22 protein-coding genes and 1 pseudogene are annotated in these 25,021 nt (G+C 68.0%); 4 read left to right on the forward strand and 19 right to left on the reverse strand.

The window, feature by feature from the left end:
• Nucleotides 1–67: 67 nt before the first annotated feature.
• From ACZ9GM_RS05735 to ACZ9GM_RS05760, 6 genes are all read right to left on the reverse strand, one after another.
• Nucleotides 68–691, reverse strand: a complete 624-nt coding sequence (locus ACZ9GM_RS05735; RefSeq protein ID WP_476037389.1) for a TIGR03085 family metal-binding protein — start codon at nt 689–691, stop codon at nt 68–70.
• Nucleotides 692–758: 67 nt separating this feature from the next.
• Nucleotides 759–2,867: a ribonuclease J gene (locus ACZ9GM_RS05740; protein ID WP_476037390.1), complete on the reverse strand. Its 2,109-nt coding sequence runs from the start codon at nt 2,865–2,867 to the stop codon at nt 759–761.
• Between the two features lie 8 nt (nt 2,868–2,875).
• Nucleotides 2,876–3,778, reverse strand: coding sequence for a 4-hydroxy-tetrahydrodipicolinate synthase (dapA, locus tag ACZ9GM_RS05745; protein WP_014010149.1), 903 nt, complete (start codon nt 3,776–3,778; stop codon nt 2,876–2,878).
• An 80-nt stretch (nt 3,779–3,858) separates the two neighbouring features.
• Nucleotides 3,859–4,629: an FAD-dependent thymidylate synthase gene (thyX, locus tag ACZ9GM_RS05750; RefSeq protein ID WP_291476600.1), complete on the reverse strand. Its 771-nt coding sequence runs from the start codon at nt 4,627–4,629 to the stop codon at nt 3,859–3,861.
• A 15-nt stretch (nt 4,630–4,644) separates the two neighbouring features.
• Complete coding sequence (gene dapB / locus ACZ9GM_RS05755; protein ID WP_476038315.1) at nt 4,645–5,433, reverse strand: 4-hydroxy-tetrahydrodipicolinate reductase; 789 nt, start codon at nt 5,431–5,433, stop codon at nt 4,645–4,647.
• Nucleotides 5,434–5,474: 41 nt separating this feature from the next.
• Nucleotides 5,475–7,760, reverse strand: coding sequence for a polyribonucleotide nucleotidyltransferase (locus ACZ9GM_RS05760; RefSeq protein WP_291476602.1), 2,286 nt, complete (start codon nt 7,758–7,760; stop codon nt 5,475–5,477).
• A 487-nt stretch (nt 7,761–8,247) separates the two neighbouring features.
• Between ACZ9GM_RS05760 and ACZ9GM_RS05765 the strand changes: the two genes are divergently transcribed.
• Nucleotides 8,248–8,868, forward strand: coding sequence for a hypothetical protein (locus ACZ9GM_RS05765; RefSeq protein ID WP_476037391.1), 621 nt, complete (start codon nt 8,248–8,250; stop codon nt 8,866–8,868).
• A gap of 83 nt (nt 8,869–8,951) precedes the next feature.
• Here ACZ9GM_RS05765 and rpsO read toward each other — a convergent pair whose 3' ends face one another.
• Nucleotides 8,952–9,221, reverse strand: coding sequence for a 30S ribosomal protein S15 (rpsO, locus tag ACZ9GM_RS05770; RefSeq protein ID WP_014010153.1), 270 nt, complete (start codon nt 9,219–9,221; stop codon nt 8,952–8,954).
• A gap of 97 nt (nt 9,222–9,318) precedes the next feature.
• Complete coding sequence (locus ACZ9GM_RS05775) at nt 9,319–10,335, reverse strand: bifunctional riboflavin kinase/FAD synthetase (RefSeq protein WP_476037392.1); 1,017 nt, start codon at nt 10,333–10,335, stop codon at nt 9,319–9,321.
• 46 nt (nt 10,336–10,381) lie between these two features.
• On the opposite strand from ACZ9GM_RS05775, the gene truB reads away from it, so the two are divergent.
• Nucleotides 10,382–11,356: a tRNA pseudouridine(55) synthase TruB gene (truB, locus tag ACZ9GM_RS05780; RefSeq protein WP_476037393.1), complete on the forward strand. Its 975-nt coding sequence runs from the start codon at nt 10,382–10,384 to the stop codon at nt 11,354–11,356.
• 379 nt (nt 11,357–11,735) lie between these two features.
• Here truB and ACZ9GM_RS05785 read toward each other — a convergent pair whose 3' ends face one another.
• Complete coding sequence (locus ACZ9GM_RS05785) at nt 11,736–12,572, reverse strand: phosphosulfolactate synthase (RefSeq protein WP_476037394.1); 837 nt, start codon at nt 12,570–12,572, stop codon at nt 11,736–11,738.
• Nucleotides 12,573–12,659: 87 nt separating this feature from the next.
• A complete protein-coding gene (locus ACZ9GM_RS05790) occupies nt 12,660–14,048 on the reverse strand; it encodes an MmgE/PrpD family protein (protein ID WP_476037395.1) in 1,389 nt (462 codons plus the stop codon).
• Nucleotides 14,049–14,310: 262 nt separating this feature from the next.
• Between ACZ9GM_RS05790 and ACZ9GM_RS05795 the strand changes: the two genes are divergently transcribed.
• Entirely contained in the window at nt 14,311–15,090 is a 780-nt protein-coding gene (locus tag ACZ9GM_RS05795; RefSeq protein ID WP_291476611.1) for an L-threonylcarbamoyladenylate synthase, read from the forward strand.
• Between the two features lie 66 nt (nt 15,091–15,156).
• Here ACZ9GM_RS05795 and ACZ9GM_RS05800 read toward each other — a convergent pair whose 3' ends face one another.
• The 8 genes from ACZ9GM_RS05800 to rimP form a co-directional block, all read right to left on the reverse strand.
• Nucleotides 15,157–15,915: a 4'-phosphopantetheinyl transferase family protein gene (locus ACZ9GM_RS05800; protein WP_291476613.1), complete on the reverse strand. Its 759-nt coding sequence runs from the start codon at nt 15,913–15,915 to the stop codon at nt 15,157–15,159.
• Nucleotides 15,912–16,736 carry a metallophosphoesterase family protein gene (locus tag ACZ9GM_RS05805; protein ID WP_476037396.1) on the reverse strand — a complete coding sequence of 275 codons (825 nt, stop codon included), beginning with the start codon at nt 16,734–16,736 and terminating at the stop codon, nt 15,912–15,914. The genes ACZ9GM_RS05800 and ACZ9GM_RS05805 overlap by 4 nt, the downstream gene beginning before the upstream one ends.
• Before the next feature lie 80 nt (nt 16,737–16,816).
• Nucleotides 16,817–18,133 (reverse strand): MATE family efflux transporter, encoded by a 1,317-nt coding sequence (locus ACZ9GM_RS05810; protein WP_476038316.1) that lies wholly within the window; start codon nt 18,131–18,133, stop codon nt 16,817–16,819.
• Between the two features lie 28 nt (nt 18,134–18,161).
• Nucleotides 18,162–18,668, reverse strand: a complete 507-nt coding sequence (gene rbfA, locus ACZ9GM_RS05815; protein WP_291476617.1) for a 30S ribosome-binding factor RbfA — start codon at nt 18,666–18,668, stop codon at nt 18,162–18,164.
• Nucleotides 18,669–18,793: 125 nt separating this feature from the next.
• A complete protein-coding gene (gene infB / locus ACZ9GM_RS05820; protein WP_476037397.1) occupies nt 18,794–21,631 on the reverse strand; it encodes a translation initiation factor IF-2 in 2,838 nt (945 codons plus the stop codon).
• A 126-nt stretch (nt 21,632–21,757) separates the two neighbouring features.
• Complete coding sequence (locus ACZ9GM_RS05825) at nt 21,758–22,075, reverse strand: YlxR family protein (protein WP_476037398.1); 318 nt, start codon at nt 22,073–22,075, stop codon at nt 21,758–21,760.
• Between the two features lie 106 nt (nt 22,076–22,181).
• Nucleotides 22,182–23,216 (reverse strand): transcription termination factor NusA, encoded by a 1,035-nt coding sequence (gene nusA, locus ACZ9GM_RS05830; RefSeq protein WP_291476623.1) that lies wholly within the window; start codon nt 23,214–23,216, stop codon nt 22,182–22,184.
• Nucleotides 23,213–23,791: a ribosome maturation factor RimP gene (gene rimP, locus ACZ9GM_RS05835; protein WP_476037399.1), complete on the reverse strand. Its 579-nt coding sequence runs from the start codon at nt 23,789–23,791 to the stop codon at nt 23,213–23,215. The genes nusA and rimP overlap by 4 nt, the downstream gene beginning before the upstream one ends.
• Before the next feature lie 42 nt (nt 23,792–23,833).
• On the opposite strand from rimP, the gene ACZ9GM_RS05840 reads away from it, so the two are divergent.
• On the forward strand, nt 23,834–24,718 hold the full coding sequence (locus ACZ9GM_RS05840; protein WP_476037400.1) for a hypothetical protein: 885 nt from the start codon (nt 23,834–23,836) through the stop codon (nt 24,716–24,718).
• A gap of 112 nt (nt 24,719–24,830) precedes the next feature.
• Here the strand turns inward: ACZ9GM_RS05840 and ACZ9GM_RS05845 are convergent.
• Nucleotides 24,831–24,926: pseudogene (locus ACZ9GM_RS05845) on the reverse strand (PTS nitrogen regulatory IIA subunit); the annotation flags it as partial.
• Between the last annotated feature and the right edge of the window lie 95 nt (nt 24,927–25,021).

Here is a 25,021-nt window from a genome sequence, read left to right on the forward strand (position 1 = left end):
CCAGCCAGTCTAACCCGATAACAACTTCTTCAACAGTTGCAACACGCGTCACATCCGTAACTGTCCGTCAGAGGTCCCGTCGGGCGACCTTCTCCACCGGCCCAGCGAACGTCAGGTCGCAGGCCTTGTCCCGACCGAAAACCCAGAGCGTGAGCTCCGGAGCAGCACCTGTCACCGTGACATCGGGCGTCCCTCGACCCACCGTCACCGTGTCCCCGTCGCCGCCGGCACCGTCGGTCCGTACCAGGCGCACGGTCGGGCCCGAGGGGATGATGAGCCCGCGCGAAGCGAAGCCCATGGCCCGCCACAGGGCGTCGCGCGTCTCCTTCGGCAGCGCACGAGGAAACCACTCCCCTCCCCCACGGCGGACATCCTCATGATGGACGAAATTCTCGGTGAGGTTGGCGAACCGGTCCACCAGACGCATCGGATTCCACCTCGGCGGTCCGTGCCGGTAGGACGCCACCAGGTCCTCGTACGGGCGGGCCGACACGTCCCCGGTCACCTTCTCCAGGTGTGTGCGCGCCGGACCGAGGAACATACCGGCGGCGGCGTCCGGCCGGTACTCGCGCACCACGAGGTGTACGGCGAGGTCCCTGGTGGTCCACCCCTCGCAGAGGGTCGGGGCGTCCGGTCCCACAGACAGGAGAAGGTCCGCCAGGGCAGTGCGTTCATCACGGGAGACTGTCATGTCTCCGGATGCTACGCGCTGTCCCGGCGGACCGCTGTGGCTGCTGTGATGTCAGCCAGGTGTTCCCCTACAGGGAGGGGGCGTGATCCTCGGGATCGAGTTCCTCGACGACCTCGCTGGTCATCGGGACGATCGTCGGGATGATCATCGGCTCGCGCTTCCACTTGTCCTTGACGAACTTGGCGACCTTGCGGCGCAGGGTCTGCGCCATCCGGTACGGGTCATTCTCACCCTGGCCGGCGAGATCCAGCATCGCGTTTTCGACGACCTCAGCGACCTGCTTCATCATCTCCTTCGAGCCCTCGGAGAAGCCCTTGGCCACGACCTGCGGGTCCTCCAGCGGACGACCGCTGCGGTTGTCGATGACCACCGTGACCGAGATCAGACCACCCTCGGACATCTGGGTGCGGTCCTCGATCTCCTCGGCTCCGACGTCACCCATGGTGACACCGTCGACGTAGAGGTTGCCGACCGGAACCTGGCCGACGACCTTGGCGTGGCCGTTGACGAGGTCGACGACGACACCGTTCTGCGCCAGGACCGTGTTGTCCGGGTTCACACCGGTGGAGATCGCCAGCTCGCGGTTGGCGCGCAGGTGGCGCCACTCGCCGTGGACCGGCATGGCGTTCTTCGGACGGGCGGCGTTGTAGAGGAACAGCAGCTCCCCGGAGTAGCCGTGGCCCGAGGTGTGGACCATCGCGTCCTTGCCGGTGATGACGGTCGCACCGATCTGGGACAGCATGTTGATCACACCGAAGACCGCCTCCTCGTTGCCGGGGACCAGCGACGAGGACAGGATGATGAGGTCACCCGGGCGGATAGTGATCTGGCGGTGCTCGCGGCGGGCCATACGGGACAGGGCCGCCATCGGCTCACCCTGGGTACCGGTGGTGATCAGCACGACCTTGTGCGGCGCGAGGCGGGAGGCCTCATCCATCGAGACGATGGTGCCGCGCGGGGCGGTGAGCAGGCCGAGACGCTCGGCGATCTCCATGTTGCGGATCATCGAGCGGCCGTTGAAGGCGACCTTGCGACCAGCCTTGACGGCGGCGTCGACGGCCATCTGCACACGCGAGACGTTCGAGGCGAAGGACGCCACGAGGACGCGCTGCTTCGCGTTCGCGATCAGACGCTCCAGGGTCGGCGCGATGCCGGCCTCGGACGGGGACACACCCGGGGTGGTCGCGTTGGTGGAGTCACAGAGCATGAGGTCCACGCCCTCGTCACCGAAGCGGGACAGGGCCGGCAGGTCGGTCGGGCGACCGTCGGCCGGGGTCTGGTCCATTTTCACGTCACCGGTGTGGATCAGCAGGCCGGCCGGGGTCTTCAGCGCGATACCGAGGCACTCCGGGATCGAGTGGCCCACATTGAAGAAGCGGACGTCGAAGGGACCGCGCTTCTCATGGGAGGTGTCGTCGACCTGGATCAGCTTCGGACGCTGGCGGTGCTCCTGGCACTTCGCGGCAATGAGCGCACAGGTGAAACGGGAGGCGATGATCGGGATGTCCGAGCGCTGCTTGAGCAGCCACGGGATCGCACCGATGTGGTCCTCGTGACCGTGGGTGACGACCAGTGCCTCGACCTTGTCCCACTTGCCCTCCAGGTAGGAGAAGTCCGGCAGGATCAGGTCGACGCCCGGCTCACCGGAGGACGGGAAGAGCACACCGCAGTCGATGATGAGCAGCCGGTCGTGGTACTCGAAGACCGTCATGTTGCGGCCGATCTCGGAGATACCGCCGAGCGCGACGAGACGCAGGCCGTCCTTCGGGGCCTTCGGCGGCTTCGGCAGGCGCTGGGTCAGGTCCGCGCCCTGCATGGTCTGCACGGCGTTGCGGCGACGGTCGCCGCCGCGGTTTCCACCGTTGTTGCTGCGGTTGTTCTGACCGCCGCGGTTGCGGTTGCCGCCCTTGTTGTCGTTGTTGTCGTTGCGGCTGTTGTCATTGCGCTCGGAACGGTTGCCGCGCGAACGACGGGAACGGTTGCGGTTGCCGCCCTGGGAGTTCCGGCCCTCGTTGCCGGACTCCTTGGCCGGCGCGGACGCCCCCTCAGACTGGGCGGCGTCGGCGACTCCACCGTCGTTGAAGGCGGGGGTGCCTGCCGCCGGGGCGGCGGTCTCCGCGCTCGGCGGAGCTGCCTTGCGGGTCACCTTGCGGGCCCGGGAGCGGTTGTCAGTCATTCGTGTCCTTACACGCCTGCGGAACGCAGGTCTTCTTCAAGCCGGGAGTATTCCTCCGGCGTCGGTTCGATGATCGGCAGGCGCGGTGCGCCCACCTCGATCCCCTGGAGCTTCAGTGCCGCCTTCGCGAAGGTCGCACCACCGAGCCGGCCCTGCGCCGCCATGAGCGGGCGCAGCCGGTTGGAGATGGCGCGGGCGCCGAGGATGTCCCCGGCGTCGACAGCGTCACGGAGGGCACGGAGCTGGGCGGGAGCGGCGTGGCCGATCACGGAGATCAGGCCGGTGGCGCCGACTGCCAGCCACGGGACGTTGAGAGGGTCATCCCCGGAGTACCACGCGAGACCGGTCTCCTCCATCAGCTCCATACCGGCTGCCAGGTCGCCTTTGGCGTCCTTGACGGCCCGGATGTTCGGGTGGGCCGAGAGCCGACGCAACGTGTCCGTCGCGATCGGGACGACCGACCGGGAAGGGATGTCGTAGAGGCAGATGGGGGTGTCGACCGCGTCAGCCACAGTGGTGAAGTGCCGGTAGAGGCCTTCCTGGCTGGGGCGGGAGTAGTACGGGGTGACCACGAGCAGACCGTCCGCACCGGCCGCTTCGGCGGCCTTCGACTGCGCCACGGACTCCGCGGTGCTGTAGGTGCCGGATCCGGCGACGAGTTTGACGCCGGTACCCAGTTCGGAACGGATGGCCTTGAGCAGGTTGAGCTTCTCATCAGGGGTGATGGTCGGGGATTCCCCGGTCGTACCGCCGATGATCAGAGCGTCGAGTCCCTTGTCGACCAGGTGCCCTGCGAGGGCGACTCCGGCGTCGGTGTCAAGGTCACCGTCCTTCGTGAAGGGGGTGACCATCGCCACCGAGACCGTGCCGAAGAACTCAGCGCCCGACGTCGCTGCAATACCTGTGCTCATGACCCCACAGGTTACCGTCCCCGAGGGCGTTCGTGTGTACCGGGGTACGGTGGGTCGCCGGTCGGCGACCCCCGGTGGTCTCACATGTCGGCCACGTACGGGCTCGTGGCGGTCTCTGAACCGTCGCGCAGCCTGGTCACGGTGAAGTCGGAGAAGACCTCCGGACTCAGTTCCTGCAGCAGCCGCAGGCAGGCGACCGCGACACGCCGGATCTCCGGATCGGCGTGCTCGGCGGCGCGCATGGCGATGAAGTGGCGCCAGGACCGCAGATTGCCGGTGACCACGAAGCGGGTCTCGGTGGCGTTGGGCAGGACCGAGCGCGCCGCCTGGCGGGCCTGCTTGGCCCGCAGCACCGTGTTCGACTCGCCGGCGAACCTCTCCTCCAGCCCGCCGAGCAGTTCCTCATAGGCCTCGCGGGCCATGTCGGTCGACCGCAGGAACAGCTTCTCCAGGTCCTCGTCCCCGGCGACACTGTCGGGGATGACGACCTGCGAGTTCCCGGAGGGGACGTAGCGCTGGGAGAGCTGGCTGAACGAGAAGTGCCGGTGCCGCATGATCTCCTGGGCGCACGACCGTGACACACCGCGCAGGTACATCGACGACGACGCGTGCTCCAGCAGACTGAGGTGTCCGACATCCATGATGTGCCGGACGTAGGCGTCCGTCGCCGCGGTGTGCGGATTCGGGCGGTCCCAGGTCTCGTAACAGGCGCGCCCCGCGAACTCGATGAGGGACGCGGCGTCCCCGGCCTCGCCGTCAGGCACCCAGTCCACGTCCTCCGGCGGGGTGAACGTGGTGTGGGCGATCAGCCGGACCGAGAACTCCGCCGGGGTGGAACTCGTGGGTGTCACAGTCGCCGTACTCCCCTACTCAGCGGCCGGGACGCTGAGGCCGTCGAGGCCGTCGAGGCCGTCGAGGCCGAGGAACTTCTCCAGACCGACGGTGAGACCAGGGGTGGCGGGGACCTTGTCGACGCCGAGCAGCACGCCCGGGACGAAGGACTCGCGGTCGTAGGAGTCCTGACGGATGGTCAGGGTCTGCCCGGCCGCACCGAGGATGACCTCTTCGTGGGCGACCATGCCGGTCATGCGCACGGCGTGCACCGGGACGCCGTCGACATCGGCGCCACGGGCGCCCTCGAGGGTCTGGTCGGTGGCGTCCGGCTGAGCACCCAGACCGGCTGCGGCACGGGCCCGGGCGATGCCCTCGGCGGTGTGCACGGCGGTACCTGAGGGCGCGTCCTTCTTGTTCGGGTGGTGGAACTCGACGACCTCGGCGGAGTCGAAGTACGGCGCCGCGATCTCGGCGAGCTTCATGGTGAGCACGGCGGAGATGGCGAAGTTCGGGGCGACGAGGACGCCGACGGACGGGTTGGCACTGAGCCAGCCGTGCAGGGTCTCGTAGCGCTCAGCGGTCCAGCCGGTGGTGCCCACCACGGCGTGGATGCCGTTGTTGACGCAGAACTCCAGGTTGCCCATCACCGCGTCGGGGACAGTGAAGTCGACGATGACCTCAGTGCCGGAGTCGACCAGGGCCTGCAGATCGTCCTCGTGGTCCAGTGCCGCGGAGAGCTCCAGGCCCTCCGTCTTCTCGACCGCGGCGACCACCGCGGTGCCGACCCTGCCGTGTGCTCCGAGAACGCCGACCTTCGTCATTGTCATCTGCTCCTTCGTGTTGGTGATGGGGATGGGGTTGATTAATCCTCGACGAGGATGAGGGAGATCTTGCCGCGGTTGTCGATGTCGGCGATCTCGACCTCGAGGGAGTCTCCGACGGAGACCTCGTCCTCGACCTTCTCCACCCGGCGGTCGCCGCCGAGGTTGGAGATGTGCAGCAGACCATCGCGGCCCGGCAGCAGCGAGATGAAGGCACCGAAGGCCGTGGTCTTCACGACGGTGCCGAGGAAACGGTCACCGACCTTCGGCAGCTGCGGGTTGGCGATGGAGTTCACCTTGTCGAGGGCAGCCTCGGCGGCCTTGCCGTCGGCGGCGGAGACGAAGACGGTGCCGTCGTCCTCGATGGAGATGTTGGCACCGGTCTCCTCGGTAATCTGGTTGATCGTCTTGCCCTTCGGGCCGATGAGCTCACCGATCTTGTTCTGCGGGATCTTCACGGTGGTGATGCGCGGCGCGAAGTCGCTCATCTCCTCCGGGCCTTCGATGGCCTCGGCCATGGTGGACAGGATCTCCAGGCGCGCGCCACGGGCCTGGGACAGAGCCTCGGCGAGGACCTTGGCGGGGATGCCGTCGACCTTGGTGTCCAGCTGCAGGGCGGTGATGAAGTCGGCGGTACCGGCGACCTTGAAGTCCATGTCGCCGAAGGCGTCCTCCGCACCGAGGATGTCGGTGAGGGTGACGTAGGTGTCCTTGCCGTCGACCTCACCGGTGACCAGACCCATGGCGATACCCGCGACCGGGGCCTTCAGCGGCACGCCGGCGTTGTACATCGACAGGGTGGACGCACAGACCGAGCCCATGGAGGTCGAACCGTTGGAGCCGAGGGCCTCGGAGACCTGCCGGATCGTGTACGGGAAGACCTCGCGGGACGGGACGACCGGGATCAGGGCGCGCTCGGCGAGGGCACCGTGGCCGATCTCGCGACGCTTCGGGGAACCGACGCGGCCGGTCTCACCGGTGGAGTACGGCGGGAAGTTGTAGTGGTGGATGTAACGCTTGGAGGCCACCGGGCCGAGGCTGTCGATCTGCTGCTCCATCTTGAGCATGTCGAGGGTGGTGACGCCCAGGATCTGGGTCTCGCCACGCTCGAACAGGGCGGAGCCGTGGGCGCGGGGCACCAGGTCGATCATGACGCCGAGGTCACGGATCGCGGTGGTGTCGCGGCCGTCGATGCGGAAGCCGTCGGTGAGGATGCGCTCGCGGACGATCTGGCGGGAGACCTCGTTGTGGGCGTTGCGGATCTCGGACTCGCGACCGTCGAACTGCTCGCCGAGCGCCTCGACGGCGGCGTCCATGTTCGCGGACAGCGACTCATCGCGCTCCTGCTTGTCGGCGATCGCCATGATGCCGCGCAGGGCCTCGGCGGACTCGGACTCGACGGAGGCGTAGACGTCCTCGCCGAAGGCCGGGAAGAGCTCGAATTCGCGCTGCGACGCCTCGACGGCGTCCACGAGGGCGGCCTGGGCACCGCACAGCTCGGCGATGAACGGACGGGCGGCCTCGATGCCCTCGGCGACGATCTTCTCGGTCGGGGCAGGGGCACCCTCGGCGATGCGCTCGACGACGTTCTCGGTGGCACCGGCCTCGACCATCATGACGACGACATTGTCGCCCGGGGTGGCCTTGCGGCGACCGCGCGGCTTCTTGACCTCGGAGACGCGGCCGGCGACGACCAGCTCGAAGACGGCCTGCTCGTGCTGCTCGCGGGTCGGGAAGGCGACCCACTGACCCTCGGGGTGGGCCTCGTCGACGACGAGGGCCATGCGGACGCCACCGACCGGACCGGAGACCGGCAGGCCGGAGAGCTGGGTGGAGGCGGACGCGGCGTTGATGGCCACGACGTCGTACATGTCCTCGGGGTCCATGGACAGGACGGTCACGACTACCTGGACCTCGTTGCGCAGGCCCTTGGCGAAGGTCGGGCGCAGCGGGCGGTCGATGAGACGACAGGCGAGGATGGCCTCGGTGCCGGGACGGCCCTCACGGCGGAAGAAGCTGCCGGGGATGCGGCCGGCGGCGTACATGCGCTCCTCGACGTCCACGGTGAGCGGGAAGAAGTCGAGGTTCTCGCGCGGGTGCCTGGAGGCGGTGGTTGTCGACAGCAGCATCGTGTCATCGTCGAGGTAGGCGGTGACGGAACCGTCGGCCTGGCGGGCGAGCAGCCCGGTCTCGAAGGTGAGGGTTCGGGTGCCGAAGTCGCCGTTGTCGATGGTGGCGTTGGATTCCCAGACTCCGGAATCCGGGTCGATCAGTTCGGCGGTGTGGGTGGGCGCCGGGGTGTTCTTCTTGGTGTTCTTCGTCGTCATGACGGTGCTGCAGTCCCTTTCGGGTCATCTCTCCGTTGCCCCGCGGTCGCGGGCGCCGATCATCGGTGTCGGCGTCGGAAAATTCTCGGACAATTACCGCTAAAAGCGTACACTACGTCGGCCGTAACGTCGGGGACGTCGGCCGCCCCCGAGGTCCCCTCCTGCGGGCTACTGTCCACTCCAGGGGAACTTTCACAGGGGGCATAATGGACAGCATCCGGCTTCACGCCGACCTCATGGCCTCAATGACCCGGCGCCGGATCGCTGACGCAGTCGCCGTCGGCAAGCTCTTCAGGATCGCCCGGGGTCTCTACACCACCTAAGTGCCCGATGACCTTCTCAAGCTGCAGACCCTCGCCGTCCGCTATCCGGATGTCGTCTTCACCGGCAGGACCGCCGCATTCCTCCTAGGGGAAGGACGCTGGACTGACCGGCGACCGGGGACCTCCCCCGGAACAGGTCCGCGCACGGTGGCACCCTGCTCACCGTGCGCCGCAGAGACGTAGAGCGGACGCACCCCGTCCACGGCGTCCTGACAACCACACCCGTGCAGACGGCGGTCGACGTTGACGCCCGCTGGCTGCTTGAGCGGCGCTACAGAGGGCTCACCGGTACCGAACGGCTGGACGCCGACCTCGATGCACTCTCCCCGAGAGACCGGAAAGCCGCGGAACCGCTCATCGCCGATGCAGTCATCGGCGCCGCAAGCGGACCCGAGAATATCGCGCTGTGGCATATCAGGACAGCCCTGAAGGCGGAGATTGACGCCGGTGACATCACGGTGACCACGAACGTTCCTGTCCGCGGCTACCGGTTCGACGTGGTCATCGAGGAGGCCCGCGGCCTCATCGAGATCGGCAGCTACACGCACCACGGTGAGGGACAGGCGCAGGGATCGTCGTTCGAACGCGACCGACGGAAAGAGAACCAGGCGACGAGATGGGGCTACCTGCTGCTCCGGTACACCGATGTGATGGTGACGCACGAATACGAGTACATGGAGGACGAGGTGGTGGACACGGTGCACTTCGCGCTGAAGAGGCTCCGGCGGCTGAGACGCGATGAGGAGGCGATCTCCTGGGACACCCCGCCGTGGGAGAGGACATGAGATGCAGAGGTTCACGGGCCGAGGTGTACACCCCGGACACAGAAAAACCCCGCTCCGGGGAGCGGGGTTGATCCTCGAGGAGACTAGCGGCGCAGGCCGAGGCGCTCGATGAGCGAACGGTAACGCTCGACGTTGTTCTCCTGCAGGTACTTCAGCAGGCCCTTACGGCGACCGACGAGAAGCAGCAGGCCACGACGGGAGTGGTGGTCGTGCTTGTGGAACTTGAGGTGCTCGGTCAGCTGACGGATACGGACGGTCAGCAGGGCGACCTGAGCCTCGGGGGAACCGGTGTCGGTCTCGTGGAGGCCGAACTCCTTGAGAGTTTCGGCCTTCTGGTCCTTGGTGAGAGCCATGGTGAATCTCCTGTTAGTTGTTTCAGTCCGCGCAAAGTGAAGGTAAACCGTCAGTGACTACCGCGAACCACAGTCACGCAACCGGATGAGACTATCATCAGCGGTCCCGTGGGACCAAACGCCTCGTCTCGGAGACATCGTGGTTGATCGCGGCGATGAGCGTGTCGAGGTCGCCGTAGGCCTCCATGCCGCGGATCCGGTCGATGAAGCTCACCGTGACCTTGCGTCCGTAGAGGTCGGCCTCATGGTCGAGGACGAACGCCTCCACACTGCGGGTCTCGTCACCGAAGGTGGGGTTGGTACCCACCGAGATCGCCGCGGGCATGTGCACCTCCACCGGCATATCACCGACGAGTTCCCCGGCCGGATCCTTGTGGGTCGGCAGGATGCGCAGGTCACCGGCATACACACCGTCGGAGGGCAGCGCCTGCGCGTCCGGGAAGTAGAGGTTCGCCGTGGGGAACCCGAGGGCCGCACCACCGCGTCCTGCGCCGCGGGTGACCACGCCACGGACCGTGAAGTTGCGGCCCAGGGCGCGTCCGGCGGCGGCGACGTCGCCCTCGGCGAGCCGGTCACGGATCCAGGTGGAGCACACGACATGGTCCTCGGCGGACGCCCCACCGAGTGCCGGATCGCCGGCGTCGCTCAGCAGGCCGTGGGTGATGACCTCCACTCCCCTGGCCTCGCCGAGCGTCCTCATGGTGTCGCTGGTGCCGGCGGCGAGGTGCCCGAAGGTGAAGTTGTCGCCGATGACGACGGCACGGGTGTGGAGGGTGTCGACGATGACGCGGTCGAAGTACTCCTCCGGGGTCCAGCCGGCGAGCTCGCGGTCGAAGTTGATGACGAGCATCGCGTCGATGCCGTAGCGCGCGGCGGTGACGGAACGCTGCTCGAGGGATGCCAGGGCCGGCGGGATGGCGTCGGGCCGGAAGAACACGGTGGGGTGCGGGTCGAAGGTGACCATCACCGCGGGCACACCGAGATCGTGTGCCCGCCGCACCGCAGAGTCGATGAGCTGCTGGTGACCACGGTGAACGCCGTCGAAAACGCCGATGGTGACGACCGAGCCCGCCAGATCGGCAGGCACCTGTTCCAGTCCGTTCCAGATATCCACGGGCACCAGAATACGACATGACCGGCCACCTCCTAGACTGTGCTCCATGCCCAGAACGGACCCCCGCCCTGTACTCGACCGCTCCGGCCTCGTCGTCGTCGACAAACCGGCCGGGATGACCAGCCATGATGTGGTCTCGCGGCTGCGCCGGATCTTCGGCACCCGTCGTGTCGGCCATTCCGGCACGCTTGATCCGATGGCCACCGGAGTGCTCGTCGTCGGTATCGAGCGCGGCACCCGCTTCCTCGCCCACGTGGTCACCCATGACAAGCGCTATGCAGCGACGGTCCGACTCGGCGCGTCCACCCTCACCGACGATGCCGAGGGGGAGGTACTCACCACCGCGGACGCCGCGACGCTGGCGTCCCTCACCGAGCAGCAGGTGCGCGAGGCGTTCGCGGCGCAGACCGGGGAGATCATGCAGCGGCCGAGCTCGGTGAGTTCGGTGAAGATCAACGGTCGACGTGCCCATGAGCTGGTGCGCGAGGGGGTGGACGTGGTCCTGCCGGAGCGTCCGGTCACTGTCTTCTCCCTCGAGGTGGACGCGGTGCGCATCAGCGAGGGGTCGGTCGAGGCGGACATCCGGGTGCACTGTTCCTCCGGTACCTACATCCGCTCGATCGCCCGGGATGTGGGGGCGGAACTCGAGGTCGGCGGGCACCTCACTGCACTGCGTCGGACCTCTGCCGGCCCCTTCGACATCGCGGAGGCGCGCACGCTCGACGAGCTCAACAGGCAGAAGGACGCGGTACTGGCGTCCTCCCCGGAGGGGACGGATCCGCGGAGCGTCTCCCCGGAGCTGTCACTGTCGCTCGACGAGGCGATGGTGCGGTGCTTCCCGGTCCGGAACGTGACCGAGGACCAGGGCAGTGCCCTGGCCCTCGGTAAATGGCTGGAACCGGTGGGCGACCGTGAGGTGGTCGCAGCGGTCACTCCCTCAGGTCACGCCGTGGCGCTGCTGGAGGAGAAAGGGAAACGGGCGGCGAGTGTATTCGTCGCCCGTCCGGCCGGAATGGAGTGAGACTCCCCCAGGAGCCCGGACCCGGGATAGTCGGGATGCTCGGCAGGGTCAGCCCGGAGGAACCCAGGACCTGGTCGCCGTTGCTGGAGCCGAGGTGGGCGTCCCCGAAGGAGGAGCCCAGCGGGATGTCACTGACGGCCTCCGGGCCGATCTGGATGTTGACCGGGGGCAGCTGCGGGAAGCTGATCAGCGGGCCGCTGACGATCTCGTTGATCTGGACGACTGGGGACATGTGGAAACTCTTCTGTCGTGGGGGACTGCGTGACAACGCCTGTATCTACAGCACCCGGAGGATTTCACCACCACAAAGAGCAGATATACTGCACCCTTGCTGAAGTACCCGTCGTTCACCCAGGTCAGAGCTGTGATCTGACAGATTCTAGGGACGGGGATTGATGACCCGTCCCCAGGTGGACTTGTTGCCCCAGATGTTCTGACGGAGACCCTCCAGCTGGAGGATCTGGTTGTGGTCGACGAAGAGGTTGCACTCGTTGCCGTAGTTCTTCACGTACCACTCGAACACGGGCCCGTCGGCGGCCTCGAACATGACGTTCTCCAGGCCGAGACCGTTGATGATGGACGCCGCGGCGCCGGTGTTCCACTCGACGACGTTCTCCGTGATGCCCTCGGACTCGATCATGATGATCGACGCGCCGGCGTCGAGGGCGCGCTGACCGCGGTCGATGAGGTCGCCGACGTCCTTGGCGGACTCGGCGGCCAGTTCAGCCTCGGTGGAGTCGCCGCCGGAGCCGATCTGGATGCCCAGCTCCGGCTTGGCCTTCAGACCTGCTTTGACGACTTTCTCCACCAGGCGCTCCAGGCCGCTGGTGGGCAGCATTATGAAGCCGGTGGAGATCTCGATGACGTCGAAGCCGACGTCCTTGGCCTCCTTGAGGTACTGGTCGACGGCGTCGTCCCCGTAGCGCAGGACGGTCTCGATCCAACCTCCGGAGGAGACGTAGGCGTCGTTCTCGTGGGCGATGTCGCTGAACGCGCGGACCTGCTCCGGCGGGACCAGGGAGAAGGACCCGCCCGCCCACTTGATGCCGTCGACCCACTGCCCTGCGACGTCGAAGACGTCCTGCAGGTGACGGGTGCCGAAGGTGTTGTAGTAGGGCGCGCGGATCTCGGTCATGCCGAAGGAGCGTGGCTTCGAGGGACGGTAGGCACGGGGGACGAAGTTGAATGAGACGTTCTCGTTGATGGCGTTGCTCATGGCTGAGCCTCCTGGTGTGGTGATGGTGGTGTGGTGATGGTGGTGTGGTGATGGTGGTGTGGTGATGGTGTGCCGGAGAAGGCGGGGTCAGGCGGTCGCGGGCACGGCCCCGCGCACGGTGCTGACCTTGGCCAGCGCGGCGGTCAGCTCGCCGACCCGGTGATGCTCGAGGTCGTGGACCAGCTCGGCGATCTCGTCACGCAGCGCCTGGTCCGCGAAGGGGGTGGTGAGCGCGTCGAACTTGCGGCGCGCACCCTCCCAGTCCAGGGGCTGGGTGAAGAAGCCGTCGTAGGCGGATTCTTCCCGGGTGTACGAGGTGCCGTCATCGAGCGTGATGGTGACCACGGCAGGCATCTCGTCGGGGAAGCGGTCGGACAGGGCGTCATCCGGGGTGATGGTCACCTTCCGCATGAGGTCCTGGACATCGTCGGCGACGATGCGGGCCGGCTCATACTGGGCCGGGTTGAGCTCACCGTCGAGGGCGGCGACCGCCAGCATCCACGGCAGGGAGTGGTCGGCCTCCTCCTTGGTACGGACGAGCTGCTTGGAGCCCTCCTCTCCCCCGCCGATGATGGAGTAGGCGACGTCGAAGGTGGTGAGACCGATGGCGGTGATCCGCGCCGGGTCGATGTCGTGCTCGGCACGGACCTTGAGCACGGCGTCCAGTGCGGACTGGGAGTGGATCTCCGCGTTGTACTTCTTGATGATCGACCGGGTGACGCGCTCCAGGTTCTCCTTCGACCAGTCCAGCTCGTAGTAGCCGGCGAGATCCTTGAAGCCCTTGTTGCCCTCGAAGACCTCCTCGGGGCCGGTGATTCCGCGGGACGCCAGCAGCGCCGACCAGGTGCCTTCCTTGGCGACGTGCGGGTAGGCCAGGCCCTTCCAGTGCGACAGATTGCCGGTGCGGGTGACGCGCAGGGCGACGTTCGCGGTACCGGCCATGGCGGCGGCGTTGGCTATCTGTTCGGCGGGCAGACCGAGGGCTTTGGCGGCGGACGCTGCGGCGGCGAAGGCGCCCTGGGTGGTGTGGTCGAACCCGAGGGCACGGACCGGAGCGACGTCGGAGAGCCGGGCGTGGACCTGGTAGGCGACTGCGAAGGCGGTGAGCAGGTCGGCACCGGAGGCGTCGACCGATTCCGCGGCGGCGAGGACGGCACCGAAGTTGTCGGAGGGGTGGTTGGTCTCCCCCTTGGCCAGGTAGGCGTCCATGAAGTCGAGGTAGCGGCTCAATGCGCTGTTGAAGAAGGCCGCACGCTCCGGGGTGGTCTTCCCGCCGCCGATGAGTGTGGACTGTTCGGTACCGCCGAGATCCTCGAGCAGGCCCCGGATGGCGACGACGGGCTCGGCGTCCAGCGCACCGACGGCGACACCGAGGGTGTCGAGGACGCGGATCTTGAGCTGTTCCAGGGCCTCGGGACTGAGATCCTCGAACCGGGCATTCTCTACGAATGTGGCGAGTTCCTGCACTTCTGTCACGTAAGACTCCTCGATCGTGGTGAAATGTGGTTAGGCTCCCCTTGGTGTACGGGTGGCCGTGGCTGAACCTTCCCGCGACACGGACCGGAAAACAAGGACTTTGTGATACTTCGCACACCTTCCCCGCCGATCCCCCGCGAGCATCACCCGGATTCCCACCGCTCCCGCCGGATGCTCTACAATGCCAATCAGTGAGACGCCGTCTCCCGACCTGTGAGACGGCGCCAGCCCCTGAAGACCACGAAGGATGAGTGAGGAACCCATGGCCAACAACCAGATCACCTGGAACGGCGGACTCCAGGAGGAGGCCGTCGAGCTCCTCCGCACCCCCGGACACATCGTCGTCACCCCGACGAAGGTCGGCTACATCATCGCCACCAGCGACCGCGAGGGCCTCGAGCGCAAGTTCGCCGTCAAGCACCGGAAGCGCAACAAGCCGGGCGTCGTCCTCTGCGGTTCCATCGAGCAGCTCAAGGAACTCGCCCAGCTGACCCCGGAGATCGAGAAGTTCTACCAGACCTGTGTCGACCGCGACATCCTCATGGGCTGCATCCTCCCCTGGAAGGAGGGCGCCCAGGAGAAGTACCTGCCCGAGGGTGCCGACGAGCTGGCCACCGATGTCCGCGGCACCAGCTGCTTCGTGCTGAAGTTCGGCGTCCCCGGCGAGAACATCGCCCGTGAGCTGTGGGAGAAGGACCGTCGTCTGGTCTTCGCCTCCTCCGCCAACCCGTCCGGCAAGGGCAACCGCGGCCTGGTCGAGGGCATCGGCGACGAGATCGCCAACGAGGCTGACCTGGTCATCGAGGGTGACTCCTACGTGGCGTCCATCCAGCCCGACAAGTCCATCGAGACCCGCTACGAGCAGGGGGTCATGGTCTCCATGGTCGACACCGACGGCACCATCATCCCGGAACAGCACGGCGAGCGCGGCATCACCCCGTGCCCGACCCTGATCCGCAAGGGCGTCTACAACGACGAGATCGTCCTGATCCTGTCCGAGCAGTTCAACAGCTGGGACTTCCGCCAGGGCGCCTACTACTGATCCGGTAGCCCCGCCCCGGTCATCTTCCCCGACGGCCCTGTGACCGTCACCCCTGTGTCGTCACCGTCACCTGCGGATTCCGCAGACGGTGGCGACATAGCCGTCTCTGATGACCCACGACCCGGTGATCTCGTCGACCGGTGTGGGGCTGGTGAGCAGCCGTGCCCGCCAGGTCCCGCCGACGTGCCCGGAGCCGACGGACCCCCGGCCGATGCCGCTGTCGATCTCCAGGTGGAGTTCGGCCTCGTCGAAGTCGAGGAAGCGTCCTGCCAGGGGGAACCAGGACTTGTAGACGCACTCCTTGGCGGAGAAGAGCACGGTGCCGAGCATGTTCTCGCACCGCTCACTGCCCGTCAGCCGGGACAGTGACCACCGCTCCAGCGGCGAGGTTACCGCGTTGAAGACCCCGCCGGTCAACGGCTGCGCCTTCTCCACGTCCAGACCCACGCTGCGCCAGACGCCGGCGTCCCCCACCAGTGCGCCGCGCAGGCCTTCTGTGTGGGACAGGGTGCCGACAATGCCGTGGGGGAACAGCGGCATACCCTTCTCCCCGCGCAGAATCGGTTCGTCCCTCCCCCAGCGTCGCAGGGCCTCGTGGGCACACCAGCGGGCGTCGCCGAAGTCCGACTTGCGGGAGGCCACGGCGCGGGCGACGAGGCGGCGTTCCAGATCATGGAGCCGGTGGAACCGGCCGAGGTCAGGGGTGCCGTCCGTGTGGAGCTCGACCACCGAGGTGCCGGCCGGCAGGTCGAGTGCGGCGAGCAGCGACTCACGCGGGGAACCGTCGCGGTTCATCGAGGTGATGCGGGGGGCGGACAGGATCATGGGACGACCTCCGTAAGGACGGGGAAGGGCCAGAGACGACGGTCGCGGCGCGGCGGCAGGGACCGTTCGTGCTCGCGCGGGTAACCGAGGGAGACTTCGACGTGGCTGACGCCGTCGAACTCCCGGACCAGGGGGATGTGCAGATGCCCGTAGACCACGGTGGAGGCCCGGAACCGCACCGGCCAGTCCTCGGTGTCCCGGGTTCCGGACCACAGGGCGATCTCGGGCAGTACGAGATTGTCGGTGACCTCGCGGATCAGCGGCCAGTGGTTGACCAGGACCGTGGGACCGGTGACCCGGGACAGCCGACGGACGGTGTAGCTCAGTCGTTCGCGGCACCAGGCGGGCACGTCGACGAACGGTGCGATGGCCACCTGGTCGGTGAACATCACGCCGTTGCCTTCGGCGGCGGTGAGCGCCTCGGCGACGCTGAGGGCGGGATCGCGCCAGCTGTGGTCGTAGAGGGTGAACATGGGGACGACGGTGTGCCCGCCGAAGACGGGGTAGATGTCCTCCGGGGTGGTGACGCCGATCTCCCGGCAGCCCTCGACGAGCTCCCGGTAGCGGTCACGACCGCGGTAGGGGTCATTGGAACGGCAGAACAGCTCGTGGTTGCCGGGTACCCAGATCACCCGTGCGAAGCGCTCGGTGAACCTGCCCAGGGTCTTGAGGACGGTACTGACGCGCTCGGCCACGTCGCCGGCGACGATCAGCCAGTCCTCGGGGTGTTCCGGGCGGACGAGGTCGTCGACGAGGTCCCGGTTTCCCGGGGCTGCGATGTGCAGGTCGGAGACTGCCCAGAGCGTGCGGTGCTCTGTCATGGTCCGGATCTGCCTCCTGTCCTCGACGTCATCATCCCTGGTTCCCAGGTCACTTTAGTCACACAAGTAACATCTGTCACTCAGTTCACACCCGTGCGTTGCCACCGGTCCGACCGGTAGCGTAGCGCCACCGCCGCCAACCGCAACAGCAGGAAGGCCAGCAGCCCACACCACACACCGGTCAGTCCCAGGTCGGCGGCACCCGCCACCAGTACACCGGGAATGAAACCACATACCAGTGAGACAATCGTCGCAGTCCGCAGGAATGCAACATCACCGGCTCCGAGAAGCACCCCGTCAAGGGCGAAGACCACTCCTCCGACCACGGCCATCACCACGAGCACCCACCATGCCGAGTGCAGCGCACCCAGCACATCGTCGTCCGTGGTGAACAGTCCCGGCAGGACGGTCACACCGGGCGCCAGCACCACGGCCAGTACGCTACCTGCCCCGACTGAGAAGCGCAGCACATGTCGTGCAACCTGTCGGGAGGCGTCCCGTGCCCCGGCCCCCAGGGCTGCTCCGACGAGAGCCTGGGCGGCGACCGCCACCGAGTCCAGCAGCAGGGTGAGCAGGTTCCACAGCTGGAGCAGCACCTGGTGGGCGGCCAGCGCCCCGGGACCGGAGCGCGCCGCGACCGCCGCCGCGGACACGAAGGCGACCTGGAATCCCAGCGAGCGCAGCACGAGATCGCGCCCCGCCACGAGCTGGGGCCGGATCACCGACCAGGTAGGACGCACCGGACGCCCGTCGCCGACCTGGCCCCAGGTCCGCATCAGGCAGACCACGAAGCAGCCGGCGGTGACGGTCTCCCCCGCCACCGTGGCCCACGCCGAGCCGATGATCCCGTACCGGGAGACCGCCCAGGGAACCGCGAAGGCCACCGGGACCAGGCCGGCCAGGGTGAACCACAGCGGACGTCGGGTGTCGGCGATCCCGCGCAACCACCCGTTGCCGGCCATGACGGTCAGCGCGGGAATGATCGCCAGACACGCGACGCGGAGCCAGCGGGTGGCCCCGTGGGCGATACGGGAGGCGTCCTCCCCGTCGCCGGCCAGCCAGCCGGTCACCGCGCCGGCGACCAGGGCCACGGTCACGGCGAGGGTGGAGCCGACCACCAGGGCGACCCAGGTGGCCTGGATACCCTCGGCGACGGCTCCGGTGCGGTCACCGGCTCCGAAGCGACGGGCGGCCCGGGCGGTCGTGCCGTAGGACAGGAAGGTCAGCTGGGTGGTGACCTGGGTCAGTACCGTCGTGCCGGCTGCCAGCGAGGCCAGCTCGACCGCCCCGAGACGCCCCACCCAGGCGGTATCCCACAGCAGGTACAGCGGGGTGGCGGCAAGAACCGCCAGTGCGGGCAGGGCGAGACCGAGAATGGTCCGCACATCTGCCCGCACCGGCGGTCGTGACGTGACTGCCGGCACCTCAGCCACGGTCGGCGTCGGCACCGTCCTCAGCGTCAGCCGTATCGGCAGCGTCAGCCGCGGCCTGTGCGTCCTCCTCACCGGGAACCCGGTAGGGGTCGGACTCACCGGCCGGGGCGGCACCGGCGGCCTGGGCACGGACCCGCTCATCGATCTCGCGGGCCTTCGCCAGGAGCTCCTCCATGTGGGCGGAGGCCTCCGGGACGGTGTCGAGCGAGAAGTTGAGGGTCGGGGTGAAGCGGACCGAGAGCTGGTCGCCGACGATCTTGCGCAGCTGACCGCGGGCACGGTGGAGTGCCTCGGCCGCGGCCTCGGTGTCCGGCTCCTCGTCGATACCCGCGCCACGGACGGTGTAGAACACCGTGGCGTCATGCAGGTCGCCGGTGACACGGCAGTCGGTGACCGTCACGTACTCGAGGCGACGGTCCTTGACCTCGCGCTCGATGGCGGAGGCGACGATGGTCATGATGCGCTTGGCCATTCGGGCTGCGCGGGCGTGGTCTGCCATGGGAGACACCTTCACTTCACTGTGTTCTGAACAGGTTCTGGATTCGTACTGCGGGCGACGGACGGCCCCGCGGGGACGCACAGGGCGTGAACCCTGACCCGCGGGGCCGTCACTGTCGGAAGGGACTACTTGTCCTTCTTGTCATCCTTCTTGACCTGGTCGCGGGGAACCTCGACCAGCTCGTAGGCCTCGATGGTGTCGCCGACCTGGATGTCCGGGTACGAGAGCACCATACCGCACTCGTAACCGTGGCTGACCTCGGTGGCGTCATCCTTCTCGCGGCGCAGCGAGTTGATCGTCGCCTTTTCCGCGACAACCTTGCCGTCACGGACCAGGCGGACCTGGGCGTTACGGCGCATCTTGCCGGTCTGGACCATGCAACCGGCGATGAGGCCGACAGCGGAGGCCTTGAACAGCTGGCGGATCTCGGCGGTACCGATCTCCCGCTCCTCGTAGACCGGCTTGAGCATGCCCTTGAGGGCGGACTCGACCTCGTCGATCGCGTCGTAGATGACGGAGTAGTACCGGATCTCGACACCCTCGGCGTTGGCCACCTCGGTGGCCTTACCCTCGGCGCGGACGTTGAAGCCGATGATGATCGCGTCGGAGGCCGCAGCCAGGTCGACGTTGGTCTTCGTCACGGCACCGACACCACGGTCGACGATGTTGAGCTGCACCTCGTCGTCGATCTCGATCTGGAGGAGGGAATCCTCCAGGGCCTCGACCGTACCGGCGTTGTCACCCTTGAGGATGAGGTTGAGGGTGCTGGTCTCCTTGAGCACGTCATCCAGGTCCGCGAGGCTGATGCGCTTGCGGGACCGGGCCTGCAGGGCGTTACGGCGACGGGCATTGCGCTGGTCCGCGATCTGGCGGGCAGTGCGGTCGTCGTCGACGACGAGCAGGTTGTCGCCGGCGCCGGAGACGCTGGTGAGACCCAGCACCTGGACCGGACGGGACGGCTCGGCGTCGTGGACGTCGGCACCGTTCTCGTCGACCATGCGGCGCACACGACCGTGGGCGTCACCGACGACGATGGAGTCGCCGACGTGGAGGGTACCGCGCTGGACGATGACGTTGGCGATCGGACCACGACCACGGTCGAGGTGCGACTCGATGGCGACACCCTGGGCCTGCATGTCCGGGTTGACCATGAGCTCGTCACCGAGCTCGATGTCGGCGGTGAGCAGCACCTGCTCCAGCAGCGTCTCGACATTGGTGCCCTGCTTGGCGGAGATGTCGACGAACTCGGTCTCGCCACCCCACTCGGTCGGGGTCAGACCGTACTCGGTGAGCTGGCCGCGGATCTTCTCCGGGTCGGCGCCCTCCTTGTCGATCTTGTTCACGGCGACGACGATCGGCACGTCGGCGGCCTTCGCGTGGTTGATGGCCTCCACGGTCTGAGGCATGACGCCGTCGTCCGCGGCGACCACGAGAATCGCGATGTCGGTGGCCTTGGCACCACGGGCACGCATGGCGGTGAACGCCTCGTGACCCGGGGTATCCAGCAGGGTGAGCTTGCGCTCGGTGCCCTCGACATCGAGGGAGACCTGGTAGGCACCGATGTGCTGGGTGATGCCGCCGGCCTCGGCGGAACCGACGTTGGTCTTGCGGATCGTGTCCAGCAGTCGGGTCTTACCGTGGTCGACGTGACCCATGACGGTGACGACGGCGGGACGACGGACGAGATCGTCCTTGTCGCCCTCATCCTCACCGAAGGTCAGGTCGAAGGACTCGAGCAGCTCGCGGTCCTCGTCCTCCGGGGAGACGACCTCGACCTTGTAGTCCATCTCGTCGCCGAGCAGCTTCAGCGTGTCGTCCGGGACGGACGCGGTCGCGGTGACCATCTCGCCGAGGTTGAACAGCGCCTGGACCAGAGCGGCCGGATCGGCGTTGATCTTCTCGGCGAAGTCGGCGAGCGACGCGCCACGGCGCAGGCGGATCTTCGCGCCCTTACCGTTGGGCAGACGGACGCCGCCCACCACGGACGGTGCCTGCATCGCCTCGTACTCGTTACGCTTCTGCCGCTTCGACTTGCGTCCACGACGCGGAGCGCCACCCGGACGCCCGAAGGCGCCGGCGGTACCGCCGCGACGTCCACCGCGACCACCGCGGGGACCGCCGCCGCCCGGACCGGAGCCACCGGGGCCGCCCTGACCGCCACGGCCGCGACCGCCGCCGCCGTTGTTCCACGACTTGGCCGGCATCTGACCCGGCGACGGGTGGCTCGGCATGGAGGCCGGCGACGGACGACGTCCGCCCGGCTTCGCGGCACCGGCGCCACCGGGTCGCGGGGCCGCCCCCGGACGCGGCGCGTTGGACCGGTTGCCACCGGGGCGGGGCATGTCGGACTTGGCGCCCTGTCCCGGACGAGGACGCGGCGCCGGACGCTCGGTACCGGAGGAGAACGGGTTGTTGGCGACGCGCGGGGCACGTCCACCGGGCTTCGGACCCGGCTTGGTGGAGCCACCCGGGCGCGGTCCCGCCTTCTGACCGGCTGCGGCACCCGGCTTGGCACCGGGGGTCGGCTTCGCGGCGGCACCCGGGGTTGGGCGACCCGCTGGCTTCGCGGCGGCACCCGGGGTGGGACGCGGCGAGGACTTCGGGGCGGCCTTCTTCTCGGCGGGGGCCGAGGCGGCAGCCTTGGTGGCGGCGGCCGGGGTCCGGGCGGACTTCGGGCCGGGCTTCTGACCGGCTGCGGCACCCGGCTTGGCACCCGGCTTGGGGCCGGGCTTCGCGGAGGAACCGGGCACGGGGCCCGGGGTGGTGGACGCGGCACCGGGGGTGGCGTCCTTCGACGCGGAACCCGCGCCGTAGTGGTTCCGCATCTTCTTGGCGACCGGCGGTTCAACGGTCGATGAGGCGGACTTGACGAACTCGCCCTGCTCCTTGAGCGTGGCGAGAAGTTCCTTGCTGGTTACGCCGAGCTGCTTTGCAAGCTCGTGAACGCGTAGCTTTCCGGGCACTGCTCTCCTTCGTGATGGTCGGAGTCGCAGGCCCTGGCACACCGGGAAAGCTCCCTGCGTGCCTGACTACGTACGACTCCTGGTCGTGTGGACACTCATCGCTGATGCTGCTTCATCGTGCGCTCATCAGTAATCGGTTTCCTTTTCGTTCGCGGCCACGATGTATTCGCGGACCGGCTGTGTATCCGCCTCAGCGGGCACGTTCAGCGCACGGGCGAATGCCCTGCGCTGTACCGCGGTCTCGTACGCCTCCACGGTCGCGGTGATCCATGCACCACGGCCGGGACGCCGGCGGGCCGGATCAGGCAGGACGCTCACGGCGCCCGCACTGTCCCGGACCGCGACACACCGCAACAGCCGGTCGGCCGACTGTGTACGGCGGGAGGCGATGCAGGTCCGCTGGGAACCCGCCACCGGGGTGGAGGTACGCCTGTCATCGGACATTGCCGTACCTCCTCTTGTCTCCCGGTTCTCAGACCGTTGACCAGTGTAACGCCTGAGAGGCCTTCACAGCCAACCGGCACACCGGGCACCATGTCCGCTCCCCGGATCAGTCCTCGCGGGTGTCGCGGTACTCCCCCGTCTCGTCGGTCTCACCGGGGTCGGACTCCGGTCGGATGTCGATCTTCCAGCCGGTGAGACGGGCGGCCAGGCGGGCGTTCTGCCCCTCACGGCCGATCGCCAGGGACAGCTGGTGGTCCGGGACAACCGCACGGGCGACCTGCATGTCGTGGTCGGTGACGTCGACGCGGACGACCTTGGCCGGGGCCAGGGCGTTGCCGACGTAGACCGCCGGGTCCTCGGAGAAGTCGACGATGTCGATCTTCTCGCCGCCCAGGGCGTCCATGATCGCGGTGACACGCTGGCCACGCGGGCCGATGCAGGCGCCCTTGGCGTTCAGACCGTTGACCGCCGACCGCACGGCGACCTTGGAACGGTGACCGGCCTCACGGGCGATGCCGGCGATCTCCACCGCCTCGTCGGCGACCTCGGGGACCTCGAGGGCGAACAGACCGCGGACCAGTTCGGGGTGGGTGCGCGACAGGAGGATCTGGATGCCCCGCTGGCCACGGTGGACCGCGGTGACGTAGCACTTCACGCGGTCACCGTGCTCGAGCTTCTCGCCGGGGATGTGCTCGGCGGTGAGGATCATGCCGTCCTGTCCGTCGGCCTCGGTACCGAGGTGGACGACGGTGAGTCCGCGCTCATTGGCGCGGGCGTCCCGGCTGACGACGCCGGAGACGACGGTGCCTTCCAGGGCGGAGTACTTGCCGTAGCTCGTCTCGGCGCGGGCGACGTTGACCTGTCCACGGATGGCGTCGCGCACCGCGCGGGCGGCGTCGCGCCCGAAGTCGGTGGGGGTGTCGTCGAACTCACCGGTGACATTGCCCTCGTCATCGGTCTCGGAGCGCAGAACGCGCACCGTGCCGTCGACCCGGTCGATCTCCACCCGGGCGCGGTCCTCCACCTTGGTCAACTCCCGGTAGGAATCGAGCAGGGCGAAAGAAATGGCCCTGATCAGGGACTCCTCCTGGACATGTTCCATGTCCTCCAGGGCTTTCAGGGCACTCAGGTCAATTTTCACTTGTCGTCCTCCTGCGCGGTCAGCGCACGGTACTTCTCGGGGTCCAGTCCCACCAGCTCGGATTCGGCGGCGGGGGCATCGGAAAACTCTACTTCTACCAGGGCACCGGCCGCTTCCGCCAACTCCGTGGCCAGGACGGTCGGGGCGTCCTTCTTCTTCACGGCCGGACGGATCAGCCAGACGGTGGCGTCCCCACCGTCCCCGTCGGCGCTGCCCTCGTCGACTCCGGCAATGCGCAGCTTCTCACCGCGGAGCAGGACGAGGCGTCCGACATTGCGGCGGAAGTGGCGCCCGGCGGTGAGCGGGGTGTCCAGACCGGGGGTGGTCAGTTCCAGGGTGTAGCCGGGGCCGAAATTGAGGGTGCCAGCGGTCTCACAGGCGTCGAACTCCGCGGAGACGGCCTGACTGAGCTCCTCCAGCTGGTCCAGGTCCGGACGGGTGTCACCGTCCACGGCGAGACGGACCGCGGACTTCGCCCCGGCCCGGGTGACGTTCACCGCCTCGACATCGAATCCGAGGGACGCCGCCAACGGCTCCGCGATCTCGCGGAGCTCCTGTTCAGAGGGAAAAGCCATGCCCAGAACAGTAGCACCGGCCTCAGATGGCACACTGGGAGAGTGCACGAGACTCCCCTGCCCCGACTGTCACGTCGTCGATTCCTCACCCGGACCCTGTTGGTCGGACTGGGCGTGACCGCGCTCCCCGCCGCCGGAGCGCTCACCGCCTGCTCCCCTGACCAGCCGGAACCCGATGAGCGGATGCTGGAGATCCTCGGTGCCCTGCAGGCTCTCGGCGGGTCGTCGGTCGCCCCGTCGTCCTTCTTCCGCACGCAGGCCGAGCGGATCTCCGCGGAAGTGATCCGGCAGTGCGGCACCGAGCCCTCCGACTCCTGCACCGCGTCCGTCGACAATGTCGAGGCACCCGCCGAGATGCCGTCCGTGGCGTCCGTGCGGGACATGATGACCGCACTGCTGCCTGAGGCCGCGGACAAGGACCAGGCGTCCCTGCTCACCGGACTCTTCGCCGCGCAGGCCACGGTCGCTGACAAGGACGCCGGGGCGCCGGCGGTCGACTGGGCCGTGGTGGACGGGCCGCTGTCCGGTTCCGCCCCCTCCGAGCTGGAGGACGCCACCTCCCGGATCCACGAGGCGATCTGGTTGTCCGGACGGATCCTGCCGTCGGCCGGGTCCTCGACCTCGGCGGTCACGACGGTCGGGACGCGACTGCGCCGGGTGCGCGATGCGCTCGTCACCGCCACCGGGGTCGCCTCATCGGCCGGCTACACCTTCCCGTCCGGTGCGCCGTCCGGGTCCGACGCCGTGGCGATGCTGCTGGACGCTGTACACGGGGTCACCGTGGACCTGCGACGGACGGTGCGGACCGCGGACTCCGGGGACCGGCTCACCGTGGCCATGTGGTGCGCGGTCTCCGCGCGCTGCGAGGCCGCACTGGAAGACGCCCTGGGCGAGGATCCCCTCGCGGTCGCCGTGCGCGGCGAGTAGATCCTCCAGCTGTTCCGGCGGCCGTGAGGTATCCGTGAGGTATCCGTGAGGTAGCCGTGAGGTAGCCGTGAGGTACAGGCGCCCTGATACCCCGAAGGGCCTGCCGGGAGTTCCGGCAGGCCCTTCGGTCGTTCTGCTTCTTCTTGTCAGGGACGGTGCGTGCCCGGGTCTTCAGCAGCAGGTGCTGCTGCAGCTGTTCCGGGCTCATCTTCCACGTCCCTGGACGTTTCTTCTTCGGCGCCAAGTCATCACCTCCTACGCTCATGGTCCCGCATCTGCGCAGGACGACCGCAGGACAGCGTA

The sequence above is a fragment of the Corynebacterium sp. UD i78 genome (assembly GCF_056280545.1).

Coding starts and splice junctions, on each gene's coding strand:
- rpsO (WP_014010153.1), bottom strand. CDS start 9,221: ATGGCTCTCACCAAGGACCAGAAGGCCGAAACTCTCAAGGAGTTCGGC.
- ACZ9GM_RS05800 (WP_291476613.1), bottom strand. CDS start 15,915: ATGATCCTGTCCGCCCCCCGCATCACCTCGATGAACCGCGACGGTTCC.
- ACZ9GM_RS05825 (WP_476037398.1), bottom strand. CDS start 22,075: ATGTCCGATGACAGGCGTACCTCCACCCCGGTGGCGGGTTCCCAGCGG.
- ACZ9GM_RS05785 (WP_476037394.1), bottom strand. CDS start 12,572: ATGAGCAACGCCATCAACGAGAACGTCTCATTCAACTTCGTCCCCCGT.
- ACZ9GM_RS05740 (WP_476037390.1), bottom strand. CDS start 2,867: ATGACTGACAACCGCTCCCGGGCCCGCAAGGTGACCCGCAAGGCAGCT.
- ACZ9GM_RS05805 (WP_476037396.1), bottom strand. CDS start 16,736: ATGACAGAGCACCGCACGCTCTGGGCAGTCTCCGACCTGCACATCGCA.
- rbfA (WP_291476617.1), bottom strand. CDS start 18,668: ATGGCAGACCACGCCCGCGCAGCCCGAATGGCCAAGCGCATCATGACC.
- rimP (WP_476037399.1), bottom strand. CDS start 23,791: ATGGCTTTTCCCTCTGAACAGGAGCTCCGCGAGATCGCGGAGCCGTTG.
- dapA (WP_014010149.1), bottom strand. CDS start 3,778: ATGAGCACAGGTATTGCAGCGACGTCGGGCGCTGAGTTCTTCGGCACG.
- truB (WP_476037393.1), top strand. CDS start 10,382: ATGCCCAGAACGGACCCCCGCCCTGTACTCGACCGCTCCGGCCTCGTC.
- dapB (WP_476038315.1), bottom strand. CDS start 5,433: ATGACGAAGGTCGGCGTTCTCGGAGCACACGGCAGGGTCGGCACCGCG.
- ACZ9GM_RS05735 (WP_476037389.1), bottom strand. CDS start 691: ATGACAGTCTCCCGTGATGAACGCACTGCCCTGGCGGACCTTCTCCTG.
- ACZ9GM_RS05795 (WP_291476611.1), top strand. CDS start 14,311: ATGGCCAACAACCAGATCACCTGGAACGGCGGACTCCAGGAGGAGGCC.
- ACZ9GM_RS05760 (WP_291476602.1), bottom strand. CDS start 7,760: ATGACGACGAAGAACACCAAGAAGAACACCCCGGCGCCCACCCACACC.